The sequence below is a fragment of the Caulobacter sp. FWC2 genome, assembly GCF_002742625.1.
Taxonomy (GTDB): Bacteria; Pseudomonadota; Alphaproteobacteria; order Caulobacterales; family Caulobacteraceae; genus Caulobacter.
Window position 1 is genome coordinate 1,701,019 of the sequence record NZ_PEBF01000001.1, and the last position, 21,079, is coordinate 1,722,097.

Annotated in this window: 15 protein-coding genes; 11 read left to right on the plus strand and 4 right to left on the minus strand. The window is 66.0% G+C overall.

Going from position 1 to position 21,079, the window contains the following annotated elements:
• A complete protein-coding gene (locus CSW62_RS08370) occupies window positions 1-2,109 on the minus strand; it encodes a TonB-dependent siderophore receptor (protein ID WP_099576776.1) in 2,109 nt (702 codons plus the stop codon).
• Window positions 2,110-2,172: 63 nt separating this feature from the next.
• Between CSW62_RS08370 and CSW62_RS26375 the strand changes: the two genes are divergently transcribed.
• A complete protein-coding gene (locus CSW62_RS26375; protein ID WP_158235404.1) occupies window positions 2,173-2,337 on the plus strand; it encodes a hypothetical protein in 165 nt (54 codons plus the stop codon).
• 289 nt (window positions 2,338-2,626) lie between these two features.
• Here the strand turns inward: CSW62_RS26375 and CSW62_RS08375 are convergent, their stop codons facing one another.
• On the minus strand, window positions 2,627-3,523 hold the full coding sequence (locus CSW62_RS08375) for a LysR family transcriptional regulator (protein ID WP_099582214.1): 897 nt from the start codon (window positions 3,521-3,523) through the stop codon (window positions 2,627-2,629).
• Between the two features lie 112 nt (window positions 3,524-3,635).
• On the opposite strand from CSW62_RS08375, the gene CSW62_RS08380 reads away from it, so the two are divergent.
• The 5 genes from CSW62_RS08380 to CSW62_RS08400 all read left to right on the plus strand — a co-directional run bounded on the left by CSW62_RS08380 (window position 3,636) and on the right by CSW62_RS08400 (window position 9,828).
• Window positions 3,636-5,111 (plus strand): efflux transporter outer membrane subunit, encoded by a 1,476-nt coding sequence (locus tag CSW62_RS08380; RefSeq protein WP_099576778.1) that lies wholly within the window; start codon window positions 3,636-3,638, stop codon window positions 5,109-5,111.
• Window positions 5,108-6,268 carry an HlyD family efflux transporter periplasmic adaptor subunit gene (locus tag CSW62_RS08385; protein WP_099576780.1) on the plus strand — a complete coding sequence of 387 codons (1,161 nt, stop codon included), beginning with the start codon at window positions 5,108-5,110 and terminating at the stop codon, window positions 6,266-6,268. The genes CSW62_RS08380 and CSW62_RS08385 overlap by 4 nt, the downstream gene beginning before the upstream one ends.
• Window positions 6,265-7,800: a DHA2 family efflux MFS transporter permease subunit gene (locus CSW62_RS08390; protein WP_099576782.1), complete on the plus strand. Its 1,536-nt coding sequence runs from the start codon at window positions 6,265-6,267 to the stop codon at window positions 7,798-7,800. The genes CSW62_RS08385 and CSW62_RS08390 overlap by 4 nt, the downstream gene beginning before the upstream one ends.
• Window positions 7,801-7,811: 11 nt before the next feature.
• The gene (locus CSW62_RS08395) at window positions 7,812-8,537 is read left to right on the plus strand and encodes a siderophore-interacting protein (protein WP_199170546.1); all 726 of its coding nucleotides are present in this window, start codon (window positions 7,812-7,814) and stop codon (window positions 8,535-8,537) included.
• Window positions 8,538-8,730: 193 nt separating this feature from the next.
• Window positions 8,731-9,828, plus strand: coding sequence for an alpha/beta fold hydrolase (locus tag CSW62_RS08400; RefSeq protein WP_099576786.1), 1,098 nt, complete (start codon window positions 8,731-8,733; stop codon window positions 9,826-9,828).
• 260 nt (window positions 9,829-10,088) lie between these two features.
• Here CSW62_RS08400 and CSW62_RS08405 read toward each other — a convergent pair whose 3' ends face one another.
• Both CSW62_RS08405 and CSW62_RS08410 read right to left on the minus strand, forming a co-directional pair.
• Complete coding sequence (locus tag CSW62_RS08405; RefSeq protein WP_099576788.1) at window positions 10,089-11,096, minus strand: sugar phosphate isomerase/epimerase; 1,008 nt, start codon at window positions 11,094-11,096, stop codon at window positions 10,089-10,091.
• The gene (locus tag CSW62_RS08410) at window positions 11,093-12,712 is read right to left on the minus strand and encodes a serine hydrolase (RefSeq protein WP_099576790.1); all 1,620 of its coding nucleotides are present in this window, start codon (window positions 12,710-12,712) and stop codon (window positions 11,093-11,095) included. The genes CSW62_RS08405 and CSW62_RS08410 overlap by 4 nt, the downstream gene beginning before the upstream one ends.
• Before the next feature lie 434 nt (window positions 12,713-13,146).
• Here CSW62_RS08410 and CSW62_RS08415 point away from each other — a divergent pair, with 434 nt between their 5' ends.
• The 5 genes from CSW62_RS08415 (at window position 13,147) to CSW62_RS08435 (ending at window position 21,017) form a co-directional block, all read left to right on the plus strand.
• Window positions 13,147-14,778, plus strand: coding sequence for a GMC family oxidoreductase (locus CSW62_RS08415; RefSeq protein ID WP_233206636.1), 1,632 nt, complete (start codon window positions 13,147-13,149; stop codon window positions 14,776-14,778).
• The gene (locus CSW62_RS08420) at window positions 14,775-15,467 is read left to right on the plus strand and encodes a gluconate 2-dehydrogenase subunit 3 family protein (protein WP_099576794.1); all 693 of its coding nucleotides are present in this window, start codon (window positions 14,775-14,777) and stop codon (window positions 15,465-15,467) included. Before CSW62_RS08415 ends, CSW62_RS08420 begins: the two co-directional genes overlap by 4 nt.
• Window positions 15,468-15,535: 68 nt before the next feature.
• Window positions 15,536-16,714, plus strand: coding sequence for a lipase family protein (locus CSW62_RS08425; RefSeq protein ID WP_099576796.1), 1,179 nt, complete (start codon window positions 15,536-15,538; stop codon window positions 16,712-16,714).
• A 41-nt stretch (window positions 16,715-16,755) separates the two neighbouring features.
• Complete coding sequence (locus tag CSW62_RS08430) at window positions 16,756-19,980, plus strand: alpha-L-rhamnosidase (protein WP_199170547.1); 3,225 nt, start codon at window positions 16,756-16,758, stop codon at window positions 19,978-19,980.
• Window positions 19,981-20,090: 110 nt separating this feature from the next.
• Window positions 20,091-21,017: an AraC family transcriptional regulator gene (locus CSW62_RS08435; protein ID WP_158235405.1), complete on the plus strand. Its 927-nt coding sequence runs from the start codon at window positions 20,091-20,093 to the stop codon at window positions 21,015-21,017.
• Window positions 21,018-21,079 lie beyond the last annotated feature (62 nt).

Genomic DNA, 21,079 nt, shown 5'->3' on the forward strand with positions numbered 1-21,079 from the left:
CTAGAAGCTGCGGCGCAGGCTCAGGCGCCAGTTGCGCGGCGCCCCGGGGGTGATCCGGTCCAAGCAGCAGGCGTCGGGGAAGTAGCGTTTGTCGGTCAAATTGTCGGCGGTCAAGTTCAGGTCCCACGGACCCAAGTCATAGGACAGGCCGGCGTTCAGCAAGGTGTAGGAGGGCAGGGTATAGAGCTGGCCTTCGTACAGGTGCTTGTCGCTATTGTAGAGTAGGCCCAGGCTCATCCCCAGGCGCGCGAAGATCCCCTCCTGCACCGTGTACTTGCCCCAGAGGTTCAGGCTGTTTTCCGGGAAGTTGGCCAGCGGCAGACCGACGGGCAGGGTGTTGTCCTTGGTGACCTTGGCGTTGATATGGGCGTAGGCCGCCGTGACCACGACAGCGGTGGTCGGGCGCCAGGCGCCCTCGACCTCGACGCCTCGGCTGCGCTGCTCGCCGGTGACCACATAGAAGAACAGGTGATCGGGATCGTCGGTGGCCACGTTCTGGCGGGTCAGCTGGTAGGCGGCGATCGAACCCGACAGCATGCCGTCCTCGGTTCGCACCTTCAGCCCTGCCTCGATGTTCTGGCCGGTCTCGGGCGGCAGTAGGCTGCCGTCGAACGTCGTCTGCCAGCTCGGCGTCGGGGTGAACGACTTGGAATAATTGGCGTAGAGCGAAGCGCCCGGGGTTAGCGACCAAGTGGCGCCGGCGCTGGGGCTGAACTTCTTGTCCTCCTGGCCGCCCGACTTTGCCTGGTCCCAGCGGCCGCCAACCGTCAGCGTCAGGTGCTCGCCAATGGTGATGTGGTCGTGCAGGTAGAAGCCCAACTGGCTGGTCTTGCCCTTGGTCGGCGACAGGGCGTCTGTGTTGGGTACATGGGGCGCGTCGTAGTCCGGGTTCAGGATGTCTAGCGCGTTGTCGGAGGGATTGTAGTTGCCGACTCCGGCATTGACGTTGCGCATGCGGTGATAGTCGAGGCCGGCCAGAACCTTGTGGCCGATGGCGCCGGTGTTGAAGGTCGCCGTCAGACGGCTGTCGGCCCCGAACTCCTTGTCGGTCTCGAAGAACGGCCCGTAGAGGTAGCGGCCCAGCACATGGCCCTGCTGCACGCCATCGACGACATTGTCGTCCATGAAACCCGCCACGAACATCCAACGGTTCCAATAGGTCTGACGCTTCTCGTAGCGGACCGTTTGGCTGAATTTGAAGGTGTCGCTGAAGCGGTGATCGAACACATAGCCGATCTGCTTGGCGTTGAGGTTGTTGATCGCCCGCTCGGCGCCCCGGCTGTTGACGTCGAAATCGAGCGGCAGCGGACCGTGAGCGCTGGGCAGGATCGTGCCCCAAGCGCTGAGCGGCGACCACGGGCTGTCATAATCCCGCTGGTAGCGGCCCAGGAGGGTCAGGCGGGTGTCTGCGCCGATCTTCCAGGTCAGGGCTGGGGCGATGTAGATTCGCTGCGAATGGGAGTTCTTCACGAAGGCGTCGGCGTCGCGATAGACGAGGTTGACGCGACCCAGCAGCGACCCGTCCTTGGTCAGGGCGTGGTTGGCGTCGACGGTGATTTCGCGCAGGTCGTAAGAGCCGGTGGCGACGCCGACATCCAGCAGGGGCTCTGCCTTCGGCCGCTTACTGACCAGGTTGACCACCCCGCCTAGCGGCGAGGCGCCAAACAGCACCGAGGCCGGCCCCTTGACCACCTCGACCTGCTCAAGCCCGGCCAGCTCGTTGACAGCCCCTGCGACATTGCCGCTGGTCAGGCCGTCCAGGAAGATGCTGCCGTAAGCCGCGTCGTAGCCGCGGATCTGAAAGGCGTCGAAATAGCCGTAGGTGCTGCTGCGCGATACGCCCGCGACGTTCCGCAAGGCGTCGGCTAGGCGGGTGATCCCCTGTTCCTGCAAGGTCTGGGCAGTGATCACGGAGATCGCGCGGGCTGTTTCCAGAGGGGGAATGTCGGTCTTCAGGCTGGCCGGCTCGCCGGGACGGATCCCGGTCACGGTCACGCTCTCGACCTCCGTGCGCTGCTGATCGATGGCTGGCGCATCGGCGGCCATGGCCGCGCCCGCGACGAGGAAGCCCGTCGAGCCAGCAAACAACGCCCTTTTGATCCCACCCATGAACTTCGTCCCTAAGCCGTGTTGCGAATTATTCGCAAGGCCTATAGGGAGGCGGCGATCTTAATGCAAACGATTCGCAATCTTATGTATGGGCGCCGCTTCCTATCTCATCGGGTCGAGCGGTCGATCCAACTCGGCCCGGTGCGCGTCGAGGGGGAAGGCGGCGCCGGCGCCGGTCCGGCGATTCCGTCGACCGGCAACCTCGGCTCCACCAAGGGCCCGGAATAAGCGTCTGAATTCACTTATGAATGTGAGTGGAGACCATCCGTCGCCCCACAGATTTCCCCTCACTTCAATTGAGCTTCGCAGGCACTTACTCGGCCAATCTGAGACCGCATGGGAAAGTGTCCAGCCGCCATTAGGCTAGCGGACAAGCGTCTTGACAGCGGCCCTACCCTCCGAAGGCCAAGCAATACGTTTCGAATCGTGTTGGGTGCCCAGTTCTTCTTTCGATCGAGGCCGCGTAAAAGCCCGCTGGCCGCCGAGGCTTCGCAAGAAGGCGCGAGTGTTGCGAGGCTCAAGAGCGAGCGCAAACCTCCCGTACCGCTTGCCGCAAGAACTGATGCCCCGCGTCCTTGTCGAAGCGGGGATGCCAAGCCTGCCCGATGACGACAGGCTCAAGCGTCAGAGGCAAATCGAATGCCCGTAATCGCGCACCCATGGCTTCGGCGGAGCGGCGGACATGGTTCGGCACCGGGGCGATCAAGTCGCTGTCGGGAAGAGCGGCCAGAGCGGTCTTGGGGAATGGCACAATCAGAACAACGCGGCGTTTCATGCCGAGATCAGCCAACACCTTGTCCACCGGACCAAGCGCGCGGCCACGCCGAGAGGCGCTAATCTGATCGTATTGGCAGAAGCGCTCCGGCGTGATCGGCGCATCGAAGATCGGATGATCCGCTCGCGCCATTCCGACGAAATGGTCGCGGAACACGGTTTGGATACGCACCTCCGGCCCCATCTCGCGCAGGGCGCCGATATCGAGGTCGATCCGGCCTTCGCGTAGGGCGTCGTCGTCGCTCTCCCCCTCCGGCGCGAAGCGCAGCTCGACCATGGGCGCTTCGGCGCGAAGGCGCGCGAGCAGGCGGCTCGCGAACGCCCCCACGAAGCCGTCATTGGCTCGCACGGCGAAGCGGCGTTCCAGCGTCGCCAGATCGAGCGTGGCGGGGCGCAGCAAGGCGGCGGCGTCCTCGACCACACGATGCACATCGTCATGCAGTTCCAGCGCCCGCGCGGTCGGCACCAAGTCGCGTCCGGCGCGGACCAGCAAGGGATCGCCTGTGACTTGGCGCAAGCGTGCGAGCACCCGGCTGACCGATGGCGCGCTGACGCCAAGCCGCTCCGCCGAGCGGGTGACGCTCCGTTCTTCCAACAGAATGTCGAGGACGGACAGTAGTTTGAGGTCAGCGGCGGACAAGGCTCGGTCGATCCTGATTTCAATTTCCGAAACTATAGACAATCACACCTATCATTTTTGAAGGTCAAAAGCGCAGGCATTTTCGGAGCCGACCCTCATTCGGACCCGTTTCATGCGCGATTTCAATTTCCCGTCCCGGCCCAACCGGTGCGCGACCTTGCTGGCCTGCGGTTGCCTATTCGCGCTGTCTGCCTGTGCGGGCGGCGGCCAGTCGATCCCGACCGTTGAAACACTGGCGGATGTAGCGCCCCTCTCATCGGGAAAGGACGTTGCTGGGGCGGTCGCGCAGCCGGGCGGGCCGGTCGCAAAATCCTGGTGGGCGATCTGGGGCGATCCACAGCTTGACCGCCTGATCGCATCCGAGGCTTCGACCGCACCGTCGATCGCTGTGGCGGCCGCGCGGATGCGCCGCGCCGCCGCCGGTCTCGATAGCGTCACCGCCGATCGGCTCCCGACCATCAATGGTTCTGGCCGGGCGGTCGGCGAGCGCTTTCCCGATCATAGCACCTATTCTTCGGCCTATGCCGGCAGCTGGGGCAGCGATGGCGCGCTTATCGCGAACGCCAATTATGCGCTCGACTTTTGGGGCAAGCGACGTGAGGCGTGGGCCGCCGCCGCCGCGCGCCTGAACACGGCCCGCGCCGAGGCGGACGACGCAACGCTCATTCTGCGCGCGGCCGTGGCCGATGCCTATGTCCGTCTCGACGCTGCCTATCGTCAGCGAGACCTGGCGACCAAAGGAATGGCGCGGCGGCAGGGCGTCATCGACCTGATCGTCACCCGCGAGCGCGCTGGCCTCGCGACCGGGATCGAAACCTCCCAGGCGCGCGAAGCGATGACCGCCACCCGCGATGAAATCGCTCGGCTCGATGGTGAGATCGCCGCGCGCCGTCATCAGATCGCGGCTCTGCTGGGCCGCGATCCGGCGTTCGCGGATGCGCTTGCCCGTCCGTCGCTCCAAGCCATCACCGATCCAGCGCCATCCTCCGATATCCCGGCCAATCTGCTGGGCGCGCGCCCGGACGTGGCAGCGGCACGTGCGGCGGTCGAGGTCACTGCGCGCGACGTCGGCATCGCCAGGGCCGCTTTCTACCCGGATGTCAATCTGATCGCCTTTGCCGGCGTGCAGAGTCTCGGTTTGGGGTCGTTGCTTCGCGCCGGGAGCTTAGCCACGGGCGCAGGGCCGGCCGTGTCACTGCCGATCTTCGACGGCGGACGCCTACGCGCCAATCTGCGCGGTAAGGCGGCCGACTATGACGCCGCCGTGGCGGCCTATAACGGCGCGCTCACCGAAGCGCTCCGTCAGACCGCCGATGGCGTGGCCGGCCTGGCGACGGAACGCGCCCGGCAAGGCGAGGCACAGGCCGCCGTCGTGCACTGGTCACGCATCCTTGACCTTCAGCGATTGCGTGAACGGCAGGGCCTATCGAGCGCCGCCGATCGCCTCTCGGCGGAAACCGCGCTGCTGATGTCCGAACGCCACGCAGCGGAAGCCGATGCGCGCGTCGCTATCGCCCAGATCGCGCTGATCCGCGCGCTCGGCGGAGCCTGGACGCCTTCCCCCTCTCTTTCAGGACAAACACAATGACCGATACGCCCCCTTCTTCCGCCGCCGATCCGGCGGCTGTCCGCCGCAGACGCCTCCTGCTAATTGGCGCTGGCCTTGCGGTCATCGCGCTGGGTTGGGGTGGATATGGCTGGCTGTCGAGCGACGATAGCCGCTCGACAGACGACGCCTATGTCAACGGCCATGTCGTGGCCGTAACCCCTCAAGTGGCCGGCGCTGTTATCCGCATCGGCGCCGAGAATAGCGACCGCGTGGCGGCGGGGACGCCGCTGGTCGAGATCGACCCCAGCGACGCCCGCGTTGCGCTCGCCGCGGCTGAGGCCGATCTAGCGCGCGCCATGCGCAACGTGCGTGGGCTGTTCGCCACCGATGCCCGGTTCGATGCGGAGCTCGGCGTCGCGCAGGCCAATTTCGACAAGGCCCGCGCGGACCTGTCGCAGCGGCAGGCCATCGCCGATACCGGCGCGGTGACGGGCGAGGATGTCCGTCACGCCCGCGACGCCGTCCGCAGCACGCAAGCCACGCTCGCCGCCGCCCGCGAAGCCCGGGCGCAGGCGCTTGTCCAAACCAACGGCGCTACACTGGCCTCGCATCCCGATGTGCAGGCCGCCGCCGAGCGGGTCCGCGCCGCCGCGCTGGCGCTCGCCCGCGCCCGCATCGTCGCGCCCGTGGGCGGGATGGTCGCGCAGCGCAGCGTCCAGCTCGGCCGCCGTGTCGCGCCGGGCGACCGGCTAATGGCTGTCGTGCCGCTCGACGGGTTGTGGATCGACGCCAATTTCAAGGAAGTTCAGCTCGACGGTATCTGTCCAGGCCAGTCCGCCACCGTGACCGCCGACGTGTACGGCCGCCGCGTCACCTATCACGGCCGCGTCGCCGACATCGAAGCGGGCAGCGGCGCAGCCTTCGCGCTGCTCCCGGCGCAGAACGCGACCGGCAACTGGATCAAGGTTGTGCAGCGCGTGCCGGTCCGCATCCGGCTCAACCCAGCCGAACTGACGCGCAACCCGCTGCGCATAGGACTGTCGGCGAGGGTCACGGTCGAGACAGGCCGCTGCGACCGCAAGGCTCCGCCCGCCGCCCCGCAGTCCGAAAGCATAGCGCTCTATGACGCGCAGGCGCACGAAGCCGACGCGACCGTTGCGCGTGTCATCGCCGCCAATATCGGGCGTCAGCCATGACCGCAAAACAACCCATTGTCCCCCTTGAGGGGAGCAAGCTGGCGCTGGCGGCGGTGACGCTGGGGCTGGCCTCTTTCATGGCCGTGGTGGACATCACCATCGCCAATGTTTCTGTGCCCACCATATCCGGCAACCTTGGCGTCGGATCGGAAGAGGGTGAATGGGCGATTACCTCGTTCGCCATCGCCAACGCCATCTGCATCCCCTTGACCGGCTGGCTTGGCCGCCGCTTCGGGCAGGTGCGATTGTTCATCGGCGCCGTGGCCGCGTTCACACTAGCGTCGGTGCTTTGCGGCCTGGCCTGGTCGTTCGACTCGCTGCTGCTGTTCCGCGTGCTGCAAGGCGCGGTGTCGGGGCCGATCGTGCCACTGAGCCAGGCGCTGCTGGTGGCGGTCTTCCCGCCGCAAAAGCGCACTTTCGCGGTTGCGATGTGGGCGATGACCAACATGGCCGGGCCGGTGGCTGGGCCGCTGCTCGGCGGGTGGATCACCGACACTTACAGTTGGCCGTGGATATTTCTCGTCAACGCGCCGGTCGGCTTGTTCGTCGTCTTCTCGACCATGACGGTGCTCAAGGGGCGCGACACTCCGTCGATGCGATTGCCGGTGGATCTGCGCGGGTTAGGACTGCTGGCGTTGGGCGTCGGCTGTTTGCAGGTGACGCTTGATCGCGGGCGCACGCTCGACTGGTTCTCCTCGCCCTTCATCTGCATCACCGCGACCCTGGCCGTCGTCAGCCTCGTCACGCTGGTGATCTGGGAGCTGGGCGAGGCGCATCCGATCGTCGACCTACGCCTGTTCGCGCATCGCAACTTCGCGGTCGGGACGGTCGCGGTCGCGGCGGGGTTCGGCCTCTACTTTGCCTCGCTGGTGCTGATCCCGCTCTGGCTCCAGACCAATCTCGGCTACAGCTCGACCTGGGCTGGTCTCGTCACCGCGCCGATGGGGCTGTTTGGCATCCTGCTGGCGCCCTTTCTGGGCCGCTGGGTGGCGAAGGGCGACGCCCGCATCTACGCCAGCATTGCATTCCTCGCCTGGGCGGTGGTGGCCTGGTGGCGGTCGGGCGCGACCACCGGGATCGATGCCGGCACGATCGCGGGCATGCATCTGGCGCAGGGAATCGGCATCGGCTTCTTCCTGACGCCGGTTGTCAGCCTGTCGCTTGCGGGCCTGCCGGGCGAGAAGTTGGCTTCGGCCTCGGGCCTTCAGACCGCCATCCGCATGATGTCGGGCAGCCTGATCGCCAGCTTGGCCGCGACCTTCTGGGACAGCCGATCGCGATTCCACCAGACCCACCTTGTCGAGCGACTGAACCCCTTCGATGAGCGAAGTGCCGGCGCCGTCGCCAACCTGCGTTCCTCTGGCCTGTCGGACGAGCAGGCATGGAGCGTGATCGCCCGCGCGCAGGACGTGCAGGCGCACATGCTCGCGCTCAACGACTTCTTCTTTTTCTCCAGCTTCGCCTTCCTCGCCGCGCTCGCGATTCTCTGGTTCGCCCGGAATCCTCACGTAGCGCCGCCGCGCAAAGCCTGAGGATGAAGCCCATGCTCTCGCTCAAATCTCGAACGCTCCATGACGCCCGCGTCATCGGTATCGAGGACGTCACGCCAAGGATGCGGCGCATTAGCGTCGCCGACGAGGGTCTCAAGGCCATGCCCATTGATCGTCCAGCGATGTGGATGAAGCTGTTCTTCCCGATGCCGTCCAATATCAAGCCGCAGGGCCGCGCCTATACCGTCCGCGCCTATAACGCCGCGCAGGGCTGGATGGCGTTTGATTTCGCTCTGCATGGCGATCAGGGGCCAGCCGCATGGTGGATTGCCCGCGTCCGCGAAGGTGACACGCTAAAGCTTGCCGGTCCGAGGTCGGGCTACTGGATCGATCCGTCGCGGCGCGAGCGGGTGCTGATCGGCGACGCCACGGCGCTGCCCGCGATTGCGGGGATCGTCGAACGGCTCCCCACCGGCACACGGGCGCAAGTGTTCATCGAGATCGCCGACGCCGGTGAGGAACAAACGCTCATTTCTCCGGCGGATCTGACAATCCACTGGGTCTACTCCGGCTCGGCCTTCCCTGGCACGACAGGTAAGCTCGAACTGGTGGTGCAACAGGCAGACCTGCCACGCGACTGCCAGGTCTTCCTCGCCGGCGAGGCGTTCATGGTGCGTGCGCTACGCACCCACCTTTTGGTCGACCGTGTCATCCCGCATACCTCAATCGACGCCAAGGGCTATTGGCAGCTGGGAATGGCTGATCATCGTGGTGAGTGACGGCAGAAACAATTTGGGGCGAGACCTTCCCGGCGCTTCCTACGGGTCGAAGCACGCCTTGGGCTCCCGGCCGACAAGCGGGCATTCAGATCGCCACCAGAAGCCCGAGGCGTGCTCCGATCCTTAGCGGGAGTCGTGACGGTCCCGTTAAAGCTCCTTCGCAACGGTCTACACTTGTCGTTTGGAGTCCAGCATGGCCTCGGTTGCGATTTGGCGCGCTTTGCGGCACCTCCCCCTCTGGATGTTCGTCGGGGCAGTGATGGCAGCGTCCACCGCCCTTGGCCAATCTGCTGAGTCGACCTCCGGTCCGTATGCCGTCACCGCGCCTAACGGCGTCGATGAGGAGGCCCTGGTCGAGATCGGCGGGATCAAACAATGGGTCACGATCCGGGGCGCGGACAGGGCAAATCCCATACTGCTCATCGTCGGCGGGACCCAGGTCGATGGACCCCGCGCGATCCTGAGCCCCTATGTCCGAACCTTCCAGCCCTGGGAGAAAGACTTCACCGTCGTGCAGTGGGACCCACGCGGCGCCGGCAAGACTTTCGTCGCGGCGGGCAAAACCATCGGCCCGGACCTCACAATTGATCGCCTCGTCCAGGACGGCATCGAGCTGAGCCAGTTTTTGCGCGACCGGCTCGGCAAGAAGAAGATCGTGCTGTTGGGGATCAACTTCGGCTCAACTTTGAGTGTGAAGATGATCATGGCTCAGCCGACCCTGTTCTCGGCCTATGTCGCAGCGGGCCAAATCGCAAATCCCCGCGCCGAGCGGGAGCGCTTTGGCTATCAGCGGTTGATGCGTCTGGCGACAACGGCGAACGACGAGGCGTCGTTAGCTGACCTAAAGCTCGCCGGTGCCGACGTTTGGCGCGAGCCTCGCAATCCCGCCCGTATAGCGGCGTTCCAGAGGGTATTCGTAAAATACCGTCCACCGGTGCCCGCCAACCCTATGCAGGAGGCGATCAGCGCGCCGCACTGGACAATGGACGACCTGATCGCCGCTCAGGCGGCGGCGGCTCAGAACGAGCGGGTGCTAGGCCGGGCTTGGGGTGAGAACTTCGACTACGGCTCACTTGGACCGCGTCTGCGGGTCCCGGTGTTCGTGATACAAGGCGAGGAGGCCACCAGTTCGCCGGCGCCGATGGCCAAGGTCTGGCTGGACGGGCTTAAGGCCCCTCGAAAGGTGTTTGTCACAATCCCGGGAGCGGGCAATCACGCTATCGAAACTCACGCGGTGGAGTTCCTGGCATTGCTAGACCGATACGTGCGCCCGGTGGCTGTCGCAAAATAGCGATCGGTTACGCCCCACGAACAGGCCCTCAACATGTCCCCCGCCAGCGCCGGCGACCGAGCTTTGCCAGCGTCGGTGCACTCCCTCATTTCAGCGCGGGAGTTCACCGGGACCGACAATTGCTCGCGGTGAAAATCTTAACGTCCGCCTCTCGACGGGACTGTACCTAGCGGCTCGATCCTAACGTCTCCCGCCCGCGCTTGCGGGCGGCGAGAATGGCGTCACCCAATGCATGATCGCTCTCAACGCTCTCCATTCCGTCAGCGCCGCTTGGCGAAAAGGCCCGACAGATAGGTGAAGGCCGTGTTTGCCGATGCGAGCGGCGAGTTGGGAAAAGGCGGTTCCTGTTCAACGAACAGATGCTGAATATCGAAACGCTGGATCAGTCCCTTCAGCGCCTCCCATGGAACGATCCCCGCGCCGACATCGGCGGGCGCCATTTCCATGCTGTTTGTGGAGACGGCGGCGACATCCTTCATGTGCATCATCGTCACGCGCCGGCCGACGCGGGTCAGCAGCTCGACGACATCCTGCCCGGCGGCGGCCACCCATCCCACGTCCATTTCGAACGACACCAGCGCCGGGTCGGTCCTCGCGAGCAGCAGATCATAGCCGGTGCCGCCGCCCGCCAGCGGCAGGAATTCGAAGGCATGGTTATGATAGGCAAGCCCAACGCCTGACTTCGCCAGGCGGGTCGCGCGATCGTTCAGCAGATCCGCCGCCCGCTTCCAGTCATCGGCGGTCAGCGTGCGGACCAGCTTGTCGAGCGCGTCCATATCGTAACCGCCCGCCGGCGGATGAGAGAGCGCTTCGCGCACGCGTTCTGGGAAAGGCGCGATAGCGACGACCGCCCGGCTAGCCCCCAGCGCGCGGATATTGGCGGCCAAGGCGGGGATGTCGCCCTCCAGGTGCCATGCGTCCGGCGTCGCTTCGGGAACCACATGGATGGCCGGGCATCGCAGGCCTGCCTTCTGAATTGCGCGGCGCAATTCGGCCGGCTGGCGCCCGTAGGGGCCGGGCAGCTCCACTTCGCGATAGCCGATCTGCGCCACCTGGCGCAGCGTGCCCTCGAGATCGGTCTTCGCCGCGTCGCCCAGCGTATAAAGCTGAAGGCCGGGGGGCCAAGACGGGCTCGCGGCGCGCGCCATCGCCGCCCCGCCCGAGAGCCCGGGCAGGAGCGCCGCGCCGGTGAGGGCGCCGACCGAACCGATGATATGGCGGCGCGTATGGGCGACGATCGTTTGATCTTTATCCATGGTCTTCCTCATGTCGCCATCCGGCCAGTCAGGACGGGCCTGATTTCACGGTGAGCGGCGGCCAGTTTGGTGATGCTGTTGCTGAAGGCGATACGGATATGGTCGCCCCCGATCGTACAGGTGACGACGTCAAAATGCGGCGTCTCATTGTAGCGCCATTGCATGTCGAGCACTTGGTTGCTCGACCATGCCGCCGCGGCGGCGACCCGGATCGGACCGGGCATGCGGTTGAGGGCGCCGATCAGCTCGGTAAATTCGGGCGGTGTTCCGGGCAGGTCGGTGAAGCCTTCTCGCCACCCGTCAAGGCCGGCCCGGACAGACGAGCGGCGCCCGGCGATTTCCAGCTCAAAAGCGCAGGATGCGTCATCGAAATGCAGCGTCACCGCGACTGCGCCCATGGCATTGGGTTCGAGGACGAAGCGACGTCCCCCGATACGCGCGGCCTCGGGCGAGCGCGACGCGCCTTTGGGGACAGGCAGCGTCAGGCCGGCCAGCTTGTCACGCAGCCGGGCGGGCGCCGCCGGATCGGACGTGAGCGGGGCCTCGCGCAGACCGGGCAGCAGATTCTGCCAGACGAGGTTCAGCAGGCCCTGCATATCGAGGGTGCAACTGGTGAGCGCGACGACGGTTCGCTTGTCCGGCAGCACGATGCAATATTGCCCGAACGCGCCGTCGCCTCGGAAGGCGTCGTGGCGGCAGCGCCAGAACTGGTAGCCATAGCCCTGATGCCAGTCGCTGGTCGCGGGCAGGGCGGAGGGATCGACGCCGGGCGGCGCGCCGGTCAAGGGTTGGCGTACCTGGGCGCGGGTCGCTTCAGCCACCCAGGATCGCGAGACGATTTGCCGTCCGCCATAGCGTCCCTGGTCGAGATAGAGCTGGCCGAACCGGCTCAAGGCCCCGGTGGTGAGCTTCAGGCCCCAGCCGCCCGTGTTGATCCCCATCGGGCAGGTCGCCCAGCGCGCGTCGGCGATCCCCAACGGATCGAAAAGCCGGGGACGAAGATAGGCGTCGAGCGGCTTGCCGACGACCTTCTGGACGGTCGCGGAGAGCATGTAGGACGCGCCGCTGTCGTACAGAAAGACGCTGCCCGGCGCATGGACGATGGGCTGGGCGAGGAAGGCGCGCGCCCAGTCCTGCTCACGGGTGATGATGGGTGTCGAATCCGCGCCGTGCCCGACGGTCATCGTCAGCAAGTGCCGCAGGCGCAAGGCCGCCAGATTGGCGTCGACCGTCGCGGGGCGCTGTTCGGGAAAGAAGTCGATCACGCGATCATCGAGATGCAGGCGACCTTCATCGATCGCGATGCCGACCGCCGTGCCGGTGACGCTCTTGCTGAGCGAATAGAGCAACTGAGGTACGTCGGCCCGGTAGGGCGCCCACCATCCGCCGGCCACCGTGTGTCCGTCGCGCGCGATCATGATGCTGTGCGGTTCGTGCGGTGAGGCCTCGAGCGCCGCGAGAAGGTCGAGGATCGCTCCGGAATCCACGCCAACCTTCTCAGGCGGTGCCGTGGGCAGGTCGCCCCAACCGGGCGCATGACGGGTTTGCGCGGCCGCCGCCGCTCGTCCGGTCGCCATGGCCGCGCCGACGCCCAGCCCGGCGAGGACGAATCGACGCGGCGGGTTCATCGCGTAGCCTCGGGGCGGCGCAATCCGCCAAACGTCGCAACACCATGACTGGCCACGCGCCACCTCTCCTGCCGCGCCGATCACGCCCGATCCGGGGCGTCTCACGCTTGAAACGAGACTGTCACCCCTTGCCGCAAGGGAAATCTACGCCTGAATTTGCCGAAGCCAGCTACCCAATTGCCCTTGTGCGGCGGGGCGATGGGAGGGAGGCGAGAAAAGTATCGGCCCGGCGGCAAACGCCGCGTTGAACCGGGATGTCAGGCGAGAATAGACTTGGTCTCAACCCGCGACCTTGTCCGGATATGCGGGGCGGAGGGAATGCGTGACCACGGCAAGCGATGTTTCCACGGGCTTTTCAGGGAGGGCGACGCATGCCTCTGCCTGATGGCTACGTCCCTGAGGTCATCGTTGTCGGCTCGGGCGCTTCGGGCGGCATGGCGGCCTACGTGTTGGCCAAGGCGGGCGTCCGGACCTTGTTGCTCGAAGCGGGGCGGAACTACGACCCGGCCGAGACGCCGATGTTCGATCGTTCGCGCGAGGCGCCGCTGGCCGGGACCGGCACCGACGACAAGCCCTTTGGATATTACGATGCGACGGTAAACGGCGGCTGGCAGGTGCCGGGCGAGCCCTACACGTCGGCCGAGGGGAGTCATTTCCGCTGGTGGCGCGCGCGGATGCTGGGCGGACGGACCAATCATTGGGGGCGGCATGTGCCGCGTTTTGGTCCCTATGACTTCAAGGGGCGGTCGCGCGACGGACATGGCGTCGATTGGCCGATCGGCTATGAGGATGTCGCCCCGTTCTACGACCGGGTCGAAAAGCTCGTCGGGGTCTGCGGCAGTCAGATCGATCTGGAGAATCATCCGGCGTCGCCGCCGGGCGTGCTCCACGAAGCGCCGAAGCCGCGCGTTCCCGAACTCCTGGTCGAGGCGGCGTGCAACGCGCTCGATATCCCCTGCATCCCGACGCGGATGGCGATCCTGACGCATGATCTACCCGACGAGCACAGCCCGCGTCAGGCCTGTTTCAACGCCACCGATTGCACGCGGGGCTGCTCGATCGGCGCCGCGTTCCAGACGACGACATCGCTGCTGCCGATGGCGCTGGCGACCGGCAACTTGCGGATCCTGACCAACGCCATGGCCGCGCGAGTCCGGACCGACACGAACGGTCGCGCCACCGGTGTGGACTATTTCGAGGATGGGACGCCCAGGTTCGTGGCGGCCCGCGTCGTCGTCCTGGGGGCAAGCGCGTGCGAAACGGCGCGCATCCTGCTCAATTCCATCGGCGATCACGCGCCCCAGGGCCTAGCCAACAGCAGCGGCCAGGTCGGGCGCAACCTGACCGATACGGTCGGCGCCGACGTCCAGGCGACGATCCCGGCTTTGTTCGACCGGCCGCGCTACAATGAAGACGGCATCTGGATGCCGCATCGCTACATCCCGTTCTGGCTCTACAAGGAGCAGGCGGCGGGCCAGCTGGATTTCAAGAGGGCCTACCATATCGAGTTCGCCGGCCGGTTCGTGGACCCGGTCCTGGCCCTGGGCGGCGGCGGGGACGGTTATGGCGCGCCGCTCAAGGCCGACATCCACCGCACCTTCGGCGCTAGGATAAACTTCGCGGTGCGCGGCGAGATGCTGGCCAACGAGAACAGCTATTGCGACCTGGATCCGACCGTAAAGGACAGGTTCGGCCTGCCGGTTCTGCGCTTTCACTGGAAATGGGGCGATGAGGAACTGCGCATGGTCGATCATGCGTCCCATACCATCGCTCGGATCGTCGAGCGGATGGGCGCCAAGCTCGACGCGCCTTTGCCCAGCCCCGAGCAAATGATCAGCGAAGGCGGCAGTATCATCCATGAGCTGGGCACAGCGCGCATGGGAAGCGACCCGCGGACTTCGGTCGTGAACCAATACGGCCAGACCTGGGACGTGCCCAATCTGTTTCTGGTGGATGGCGCGGTGTTCGCTTCCAACCCGCACAAGAATGCGACGCTGACCATGATGGCGCTGGCGATGCGTGGCATGGAGCACCTCGTCACGCAGTTGAGGAAGGGCGCATTGTGACCGAGCCGTTCCCCACGCTGACTCGCCGGCGGACGATCGCCTGGTTCACCGCGGCGCTGGCAAGCCCGATGGCCCTGCCAACGGGTCCGGCGCGCGCCGCGAGCATCGGCTGGCCCGCTCTGATGCTGAAGCCGATAGCCGCCCCCGGCTACGGCGCGGATCCGAACATGAGCGAGAAGAAGGTGACTTGGCCGCTTTCGCTCAGCCCAGAGCAGCGGGCGCTCATCCGCATCTGCGCCGACATCGTTCTTCCTCCGCCTGCCGGACGGAAACCGCCGAGCGCCCTGGGGATCGACGCGTTCGTCGATGAGTGGGTCAGCGCGCCCTATGCGCGACAGGCGGCGGATCGCACGCTGATCCTGGCGGGGCTTGTCTGGATGGACGCCCAAGCAATGGAAAGATTTTCCAAGTCCTTCGCATGCGCCACCGACGCGCAGCGGCGCGTGATCTTCGACATGATCGCCTGGCGCGATCGCATCGCCCCCGGTTGCGAACAGGCGGCGGCGTTCTTCGCCAGCCTGCGCGCCATTGTCGTGCTTGGCTACTACACCCTACCCGAGGGCGAAGAGGAACTCGGCTTCGTGGGAAATACGCCATACGAGGGCGTCTATCCCGGCCCCGGCCCCGAGCCGCTGCGGCATCTCGAACAGCAGCTCGCCCGGCTCGGCCTGACGATGCCGAAGTTCTGAGGACGCCTATCACCGCGGAGGCGGAGTCCTGCGTGGACTCGCGGCGCAACCATTGGAGGCCGATTGTCATGACCATCTCTGCTCGCTGGACGATGCTTCCAGCGTTGGGCGTCGCCGCCTTGCTGGCGACCGCCGGTCCTAGCTGGAGTCAGTCCCCGACCCGACCTGGCGCATCAGCTGAAAAGGTCGGCGGGCTGATCGACCGAATGCCGCTGACCGAGGTCGCTCCGAGCATTCGCGCGACCGGGGCGACGCCCTTCCGTATCCGCTACACCTCGGTATCGGCGTGGAACGGCGCGCCCATTACCGTGTCCGCGAGCGCTTTCCTGCCGGCGGGGCCGCCGCCGCAAGGGGGATGGACCGTGGTCGCGATCGGGCACGGCACGACCGGGATACTGCCCGAATGCGCGCCGTCCCTGTCGCCGGACCTAAGCGGAATCGCGCCCTTGGTGGCGCAATTCCTCGCTCAGGGTTTCGCCGTGACGATGGCCGACTATGAAGGTCTGGGCGAGCCTGGCGTCCATGCCTACCTGAATGCCGAGGCCGCCGGGCGGAACATCATCGACTCGGTGCGGGCGTTGCGACAATTGCGGCCCGGCGCGGTTTCCAATCGCTGGCTGGCGGTTGGCGGATCACAGGGCGGCGGCGCGGTGTGGGGCGCCAACGAAGTGGCCGCGGCCTATGCGCCCGACCTCAACCTGCTGGGCGTCTTCGCCTTCGCGCCCGCCGCGCGGTTCACCGACTATGTTGATATCGCAGCCGTCGGCAAGCTGAACCCGGACCAGACCGCCGCCTATGTCTGGATGCTGATGTCGCTCAGCCGCGGACGTCCGGATTTCGATCTTGGCCCGTATCGCCGCGGATCGGTCGCGCGCAACTGGACAAAGCTATCCTATTGCACCGGACCGCACGCGGGCGAGCGGCTCGAGGCGTTGAAGCAGATCACGCCCGACGAACTGAAGCCGGCCTCGTTGGCCGCACGGCGACAGATGAAGGCGATCATGGCGGGTCTGGCGCTGCCGAAGCGCCGCGCGGCGGCGCCGATGTTGGTTCTCTATGGCGGCCGCGACAGTTTCCTCGATCCCGCCTGGACCGCGCAGGCGGTGCGACAGGCCTGCCACCTGGGCTCGAAGGTGCAGGGAATCCTGCAGCCGGAAAAAGAACACGGCAATCTCGACCTGACCCCATCCGTCGAATGGCTCGCCCACAGGCTGGCGGGCGAGCCGGTGTCGAACAGCTGCGGCTGATCGCGCCGCGGGCCGGTCAAAACGAACAGGGAGGGGAAGACATGTCGACGCACGAGACATCCCGGCGCGGGTTCATGGCCATTGTCGGCGCGGGCGCGATGGCCACGCAATCGTTCGGCGCCCCCGCGTCTGGCGCGTTGCTGGTGTCAGATCTTCAGGTCGATTCCCTGGTCGAGCCGAGGGCGCTGCACTCGCAGCAGGTCAGGCTTTCCTGGAAGATCGCGTCGGGTCGGCGCGATACGGCTCAACGGGCCTATCGCATCGGGGTCGCGAGCAGCCGAGAGCAAGCGGCGGCGGGCGCGTACGATCTCTGGGATAGCGGATGGGTGGAGAGCCCTCGCTGTTTCGATATTCCCTATGGCGGGGCCAAGCTTCCGTCGCGAGCGCGCTGCTTCTGGAAGGTTGTCGTCCGGGATGACCGTGGCGCAACGGCCTCCAGCACGGTCGCGAGCTGGGAGATGGGACTGCTCGAACCCGATGACTGGAAGGGTGGGTGGGTCGGCGCCGAGACGCGCTCGTTCCGCGACGACCGGCTGGCAGGGTTCAACTGGATCGGCGGGAAGGAGCTGGCCGGCGCCGAAGGGCGCTGCTTTCGCCTGGCCTTCGATCTGCCCGAGGCGGCGGAACTCCTGATCTACACCATTAGCAACCGCCCCGCCGAGGCGGTGCTCGACGGCGCGGTGCTGCCGCTGCCGCCGCGCGATCCGGCTGCGTTCGGCGCGCCGCCCCCCAGTCGCACCGCGCTATCCCTCGCGCCGGGCAAGCATCTGCTGGCGCTGTTCATGTCCGGCGACGCGCGCAACGAGGATCCCTTTCGGGAGCCCCGCGCGGCGATACTGATCCGTGCGACGCTCGCCTCGGGCCGTGTTCTGCATGTGCCTGGCGAACGTTCGCGAACGACCGTCGGCAAGCCGGCCGGATGGGATCGGCAGGCGTTCGACGACAGCGCCTGGCCGATGGCGAACCCCGGCGGGGGGGAAGCGTCTTTGCCCGGTAACGGGGCCTTCCTGCTCCGCAAACCGTTCGAAGTCGTCAAGGCCGTGCGTTCGGCGCGGCTCTACATCGCGGCGCTTGGCGCATATGCGCCATTGATCAATGGAGAGCGGGTCGGCGACGCGCTGCTGGCGCCCGAATGGACTGATTTCAGCCGGCATGTGCTCTATCGCAGCTATGACGTGACCGATCTTATCCGACCGGGCGGCAATCTGCTCGGCGCGATGGTCGGCGACGGCTGGTATGGAAGCTATCTGGCGCCGGGCGGGCGCTACGGCTTTGGTGGCCCGCCGCTGCGCCTGCGCGCGCAGCTTGAACTCGACTATGTCGATGGTCAGCATGAGATCGTGGCCCCCGATCAGGGATGGTCGGTCGCGCGGTCATCGATCACCTACAGCGATATCTACGATGGCGAGGATGTCGACGCCCGGCTCGAGCAGCCCGGCTGGGCGACCGTGTCGTTCGATCCTGATGACCGCTGGGAGGCGGCGCGGACCGTCGAAACGTCGCCGGTCGCGATGGTCGGATCAGCGGTGCAGCCGATTACCGCGTCTCTCACCTTGCGGCCGAAGGCGATCTCGCCGAAGGGCGGTGGAAGCGTCGTGGTCGACTTCGGCCAGAACTTCGCCGGTTGGATTCGCGTGCGGTCCAAGGGCGAGGCTGGGCGGCGCATCACGATGCGCTTCGGTGAGCTGCTCAAGCCCGATGGAAGCATCGACCAATCCAACCTGCGTGCGGCGCGCGCGACGGATACGTGGATATTGCGCGGCGATGCGGCGAGCGAGAGGTTCGAGCCGTCTTTCACCTATCATGGCTTTCGCTATGTCCAGATCGATGGACTGGCCGGGGCGCTCGCGCCGGACGATATCGAGGCGGTCGTCGTCCGCAGCAGCCTGCCGGAGACCGGGCAACTGAAGCTGGGTCAATATGTGCCCCAGCGCCTTTGGTTGAACGGGCTGTGGAGCCAGCGGTCGAACTTCATGGGCATCCCGACCGATTGCCCCCAGCGCGACGAGCGGCTTGGCTGGATGGGCGACGCCCATGTCTTTTGGGACGCCGCCTGCTTCAACATGGACACCGCCGCCTTCACGCGGAAGTTCATGCGCGACGTGCGCGATGGGCAGCGCGCCGACGGCGCGTTCCCGGATATCGCGCCCGACACCGATCGTGCGCATTTCACCCAGCCGGGCTCCTCGCCGGGCTGGGCCGACACCGGCGTCTTCCTGCCCTGGACGAGTTGGCGGCGTTACGGCGACACGGCCGTTATCGATGAGCATTGGGAGGCGATGGAGCGCTTCCTGGAGTCGATCCGCGTCGCCAACCCGGACCTGCTCTGGAAGACCAAGCGCGGCAACGACTACGGCGACTGGTTGGCGCTTGATGCAAAGCAGCCCGGCGACCCGACGACCCCCAAGGATCTGGTGGGTACGGCCTTCTGGAAGGGGGCGGCCGACGCCATGGCCGAGATGGCGCAGGCGACCGGCCGCGCCGAGGCCGTCCGACGTTACCGCGCCCTGTCAGAAGCGATCGCCCGCGCCTTCAACCAGAGCTACGTGCGACCCGATGGCGTCGTCGGCAACGGATCGCAGACGGGCTATATCCTCGCCCTGCATTTTGACATTCTGCCGACGCCTTTGCGCGCCAACGCGGCCGACCGCCTGGTCGCCGATATCCGACGACGCGGCACGCTTCTATCGACCGGCTTTCTCGGCACGCCCTACAGTCTCGACGTCCTGGCCGAGGCGGGGCACCACGCGCTGGTCTACGACCTGCTGCTGAGGACCGCCTACCCCTCCTGGGGCTATATGATCGCGCGCAACGCCACGACGATCTGGGAGCGCTGGAACGGCGATGTCGGTGACCGCGAGATGAACTCGTTCAACCATTATGCGCTGGGCGCTGTGGCTGGCTTCATGTTCCGGCGCATCGCCGGGATCGATCCGATCGAGCCGGGCTTTACCCGCTTTCGCTTCGACCCCGTCTATGATCCCCGCCTGCCGACGGGCGGAGCGCGGTTCGAAAGCCGGACCGGGTTGATCGCAACGCAGTGGTCGCGAGAAAAGGGTGCGTTCAGCCTGGACCTGAGCATACCGGCCAACGCGCGCTGTGAGCTCTTGCTACCCGCGCGAACCACGGCGCAAATCCGCGAAGGCGGTCGCCCGCTTCGGCGAGACAAGGCGATGGCGTCCACCAACGCGGGCGAAAGGGTGCGGCTCGATCTTGGGTCGGGCGACTATCGTTTTCGGGTCGAGCGCGCCGATTTCACGCGTTAGGCCTCGCGAGACGCGACAGATCGGCCCCATTTCAAAGGTATCTTGACGACATCGGATGTTTGCTTCACCAATAATTTAAAGAAATGAGATCGATCTCATTCAGGGAGGGGATGATGCTGGACTGGGGGACAGGTGCGTCTGCACGACCGTTTTGCAGCGTGCGGTTATCCTCGGGCGGTTTAGCCGGCCATGATGCGTGGCATCATCATCCGGAATATGAGCTCGGGTGGATTGTCAGGGGACAAGGGACGCGGTTCGTCGGCGACAGCGTCGAGCCCTATCGTGCCAGAGACCTCGTCCTGCTCGGCCCCAATTTCCCGCATTTCTACCACGATGACACCTCGCCGCTGGCCCCCTGGGCTCGGCCGGAATTGACCACGCTGCAATTTCGGCCCGAAGTCGTCGATACGCACTTTCTCGGATTGCCCGAAGCCCGCGACATCGCCGCGCTGCTTCGCATCGCGTCGCAAAGGGGGCTGCAGGTTCAGGGCGAAACCGCCGCGAGGGTCCAGGAGACCATCTCGGGGCTTTCCGCCAAGGTCGGCATGGCCCGGCTGATCGGCCTGCTCGAGATCCTCGAGACCCTGGCGCAGGGTGGCGATGATCTCCGCCCGCTGGCCAGCTCCGGCTATTCCACCGGCAAAGGCAGCGCGACCACCACCCGTCGGCGGATCGAACAGATCGACCGCCATGTTCGCGAGAACCTCGGGCAGGAAATCAAGCAAGTGGATGTGGCCGGCCTCGTCGGGCTGACCCCGCATGCCTTCAGCCGCTTTTTCCGGAAGGCGACCGGGCTGACCTTCGTTGGCTTCGTCAATCGATTACGCATCAACGAAGCGTGTCATCGGCTGCTGGAGACGGATGATGGCATCACCGAGATCGCATTTGGTTGTGGCTACTGGAGCATCGCCAATTTCAACCGCCAGTTTCTAAATCTGAAGGGGGTGAACCCCTCTCGATTCCGGGAGAAACGGCTGCGGACCATCGAGGCGACAACCCTCACACAAATCGCGGAGCCGTACCTGGAGATCGCGTGAAGCACTCCTCGGCCTCGTGCGGTCCGGGGCGTTTGCCCCGGGCCATCCGCACCCGCCGGAAT

What these genes read in the sequence shown, in the direction of transcription:
- CSW62_RS08385 (WP_099576780.1), top strand. Translation starts at nt 5,108, where the DNA reads ATGACCGATACGCCCCCTTCTTCCGCCGCCGATCCGGCGGCTGTCCGC.
- CSW62_RS08370 (WP_099576776.1), bottom strand. Translation starts at nt 2,109, where the DNA reads ATGGGTGGGATCAAAAGGGCGTTGTTTGCTGGCTCGACGGGCTTCCTC.
- CSW62_RS08390 (WP_099576782.1), top strand. Translation starts at nt 6,265, where the DNA reads ATGACCGCAAAACAACCCATTGTCCCCCTTGAGGGGAGCAAGCTGGCG.
- CSW62_RS08415 (WP_233206636.1), top strand. Translation starts at nt 13,147, where the DNA reads ATGGCGGCCTACGTGTTGGCCAAGGCGGGCGTCCGGACCTTGTTGCTC.
- CSW62_RS08430 (WP_199170547.1), top strand. Translation starts at nt 16,756, where the DNA reads ATGTCGACGCACGAGACATCCCGGCGCGGGTTCATGGCCATTGTCGGC.
- CSW62_RS08380 (WP_099576778.1), top strand. Translation starts at nt 3,636, where the DNA reads ATGCGCGATTTCAATTTCCCGTCCCGGCCCAACCGGTGCGCGACCTTG.
- CSW62_RS08395 (WP_199170546.1), top strand. Translation starts at nt 7,812, where the DNA reads ATGCTCTCGCTCAAATCTCGAACGCTCCATGACGCCCGCGTCATCGGT.
- CSW62_RS08400 (WP_099576786.1), top strand. Translation starts at nt 8,731, where the DNA reads ATGGCCTCGGTTGCGATTTGGCGCGCTTTGCGGCACCTCCCCCTCTGG.
- CSW62_RS08405 (WP_099576788.1), bottom strand. Translation starts at nt 11,096, where the DNA reads ATGAGGAAGACCATGGATAAAGATCAAACGATCGTCGCCCATACGCGC.
- CSW62_RS26375 (WP_158235404.1), top strand. Translation starts at nt 2,173, where the DNA reads ATGCAAACGATTCGCAATCTTATGTATGGGCGCCGCTTCCTATCTCAT.
- CSW62_RS08410 (WP_099576790.1), bottom strand. Translation starts at nt 12,712, where the DNA reads ATGAACCCGCCGCGTCGATTCGTCCTCGCCGGGCTGGGCGTCGGCGCG.
- CSW62_RS08435 (WP_158235405.1), top strand. Translation starts at nt 20,091, where the DNA reads ATGATGCTGGACTGGGGGACAGGTGCGTCTGCACGACCGTTTTGCAGC.
- CSW62_RS08425 (WP_099576796.1), top strand. Translation starts at nt 15,536, where the DNA reads ATGACCATCTCTGCTCGCTGGACGATGCTTCCAGCGTTGGGCGTCGCC.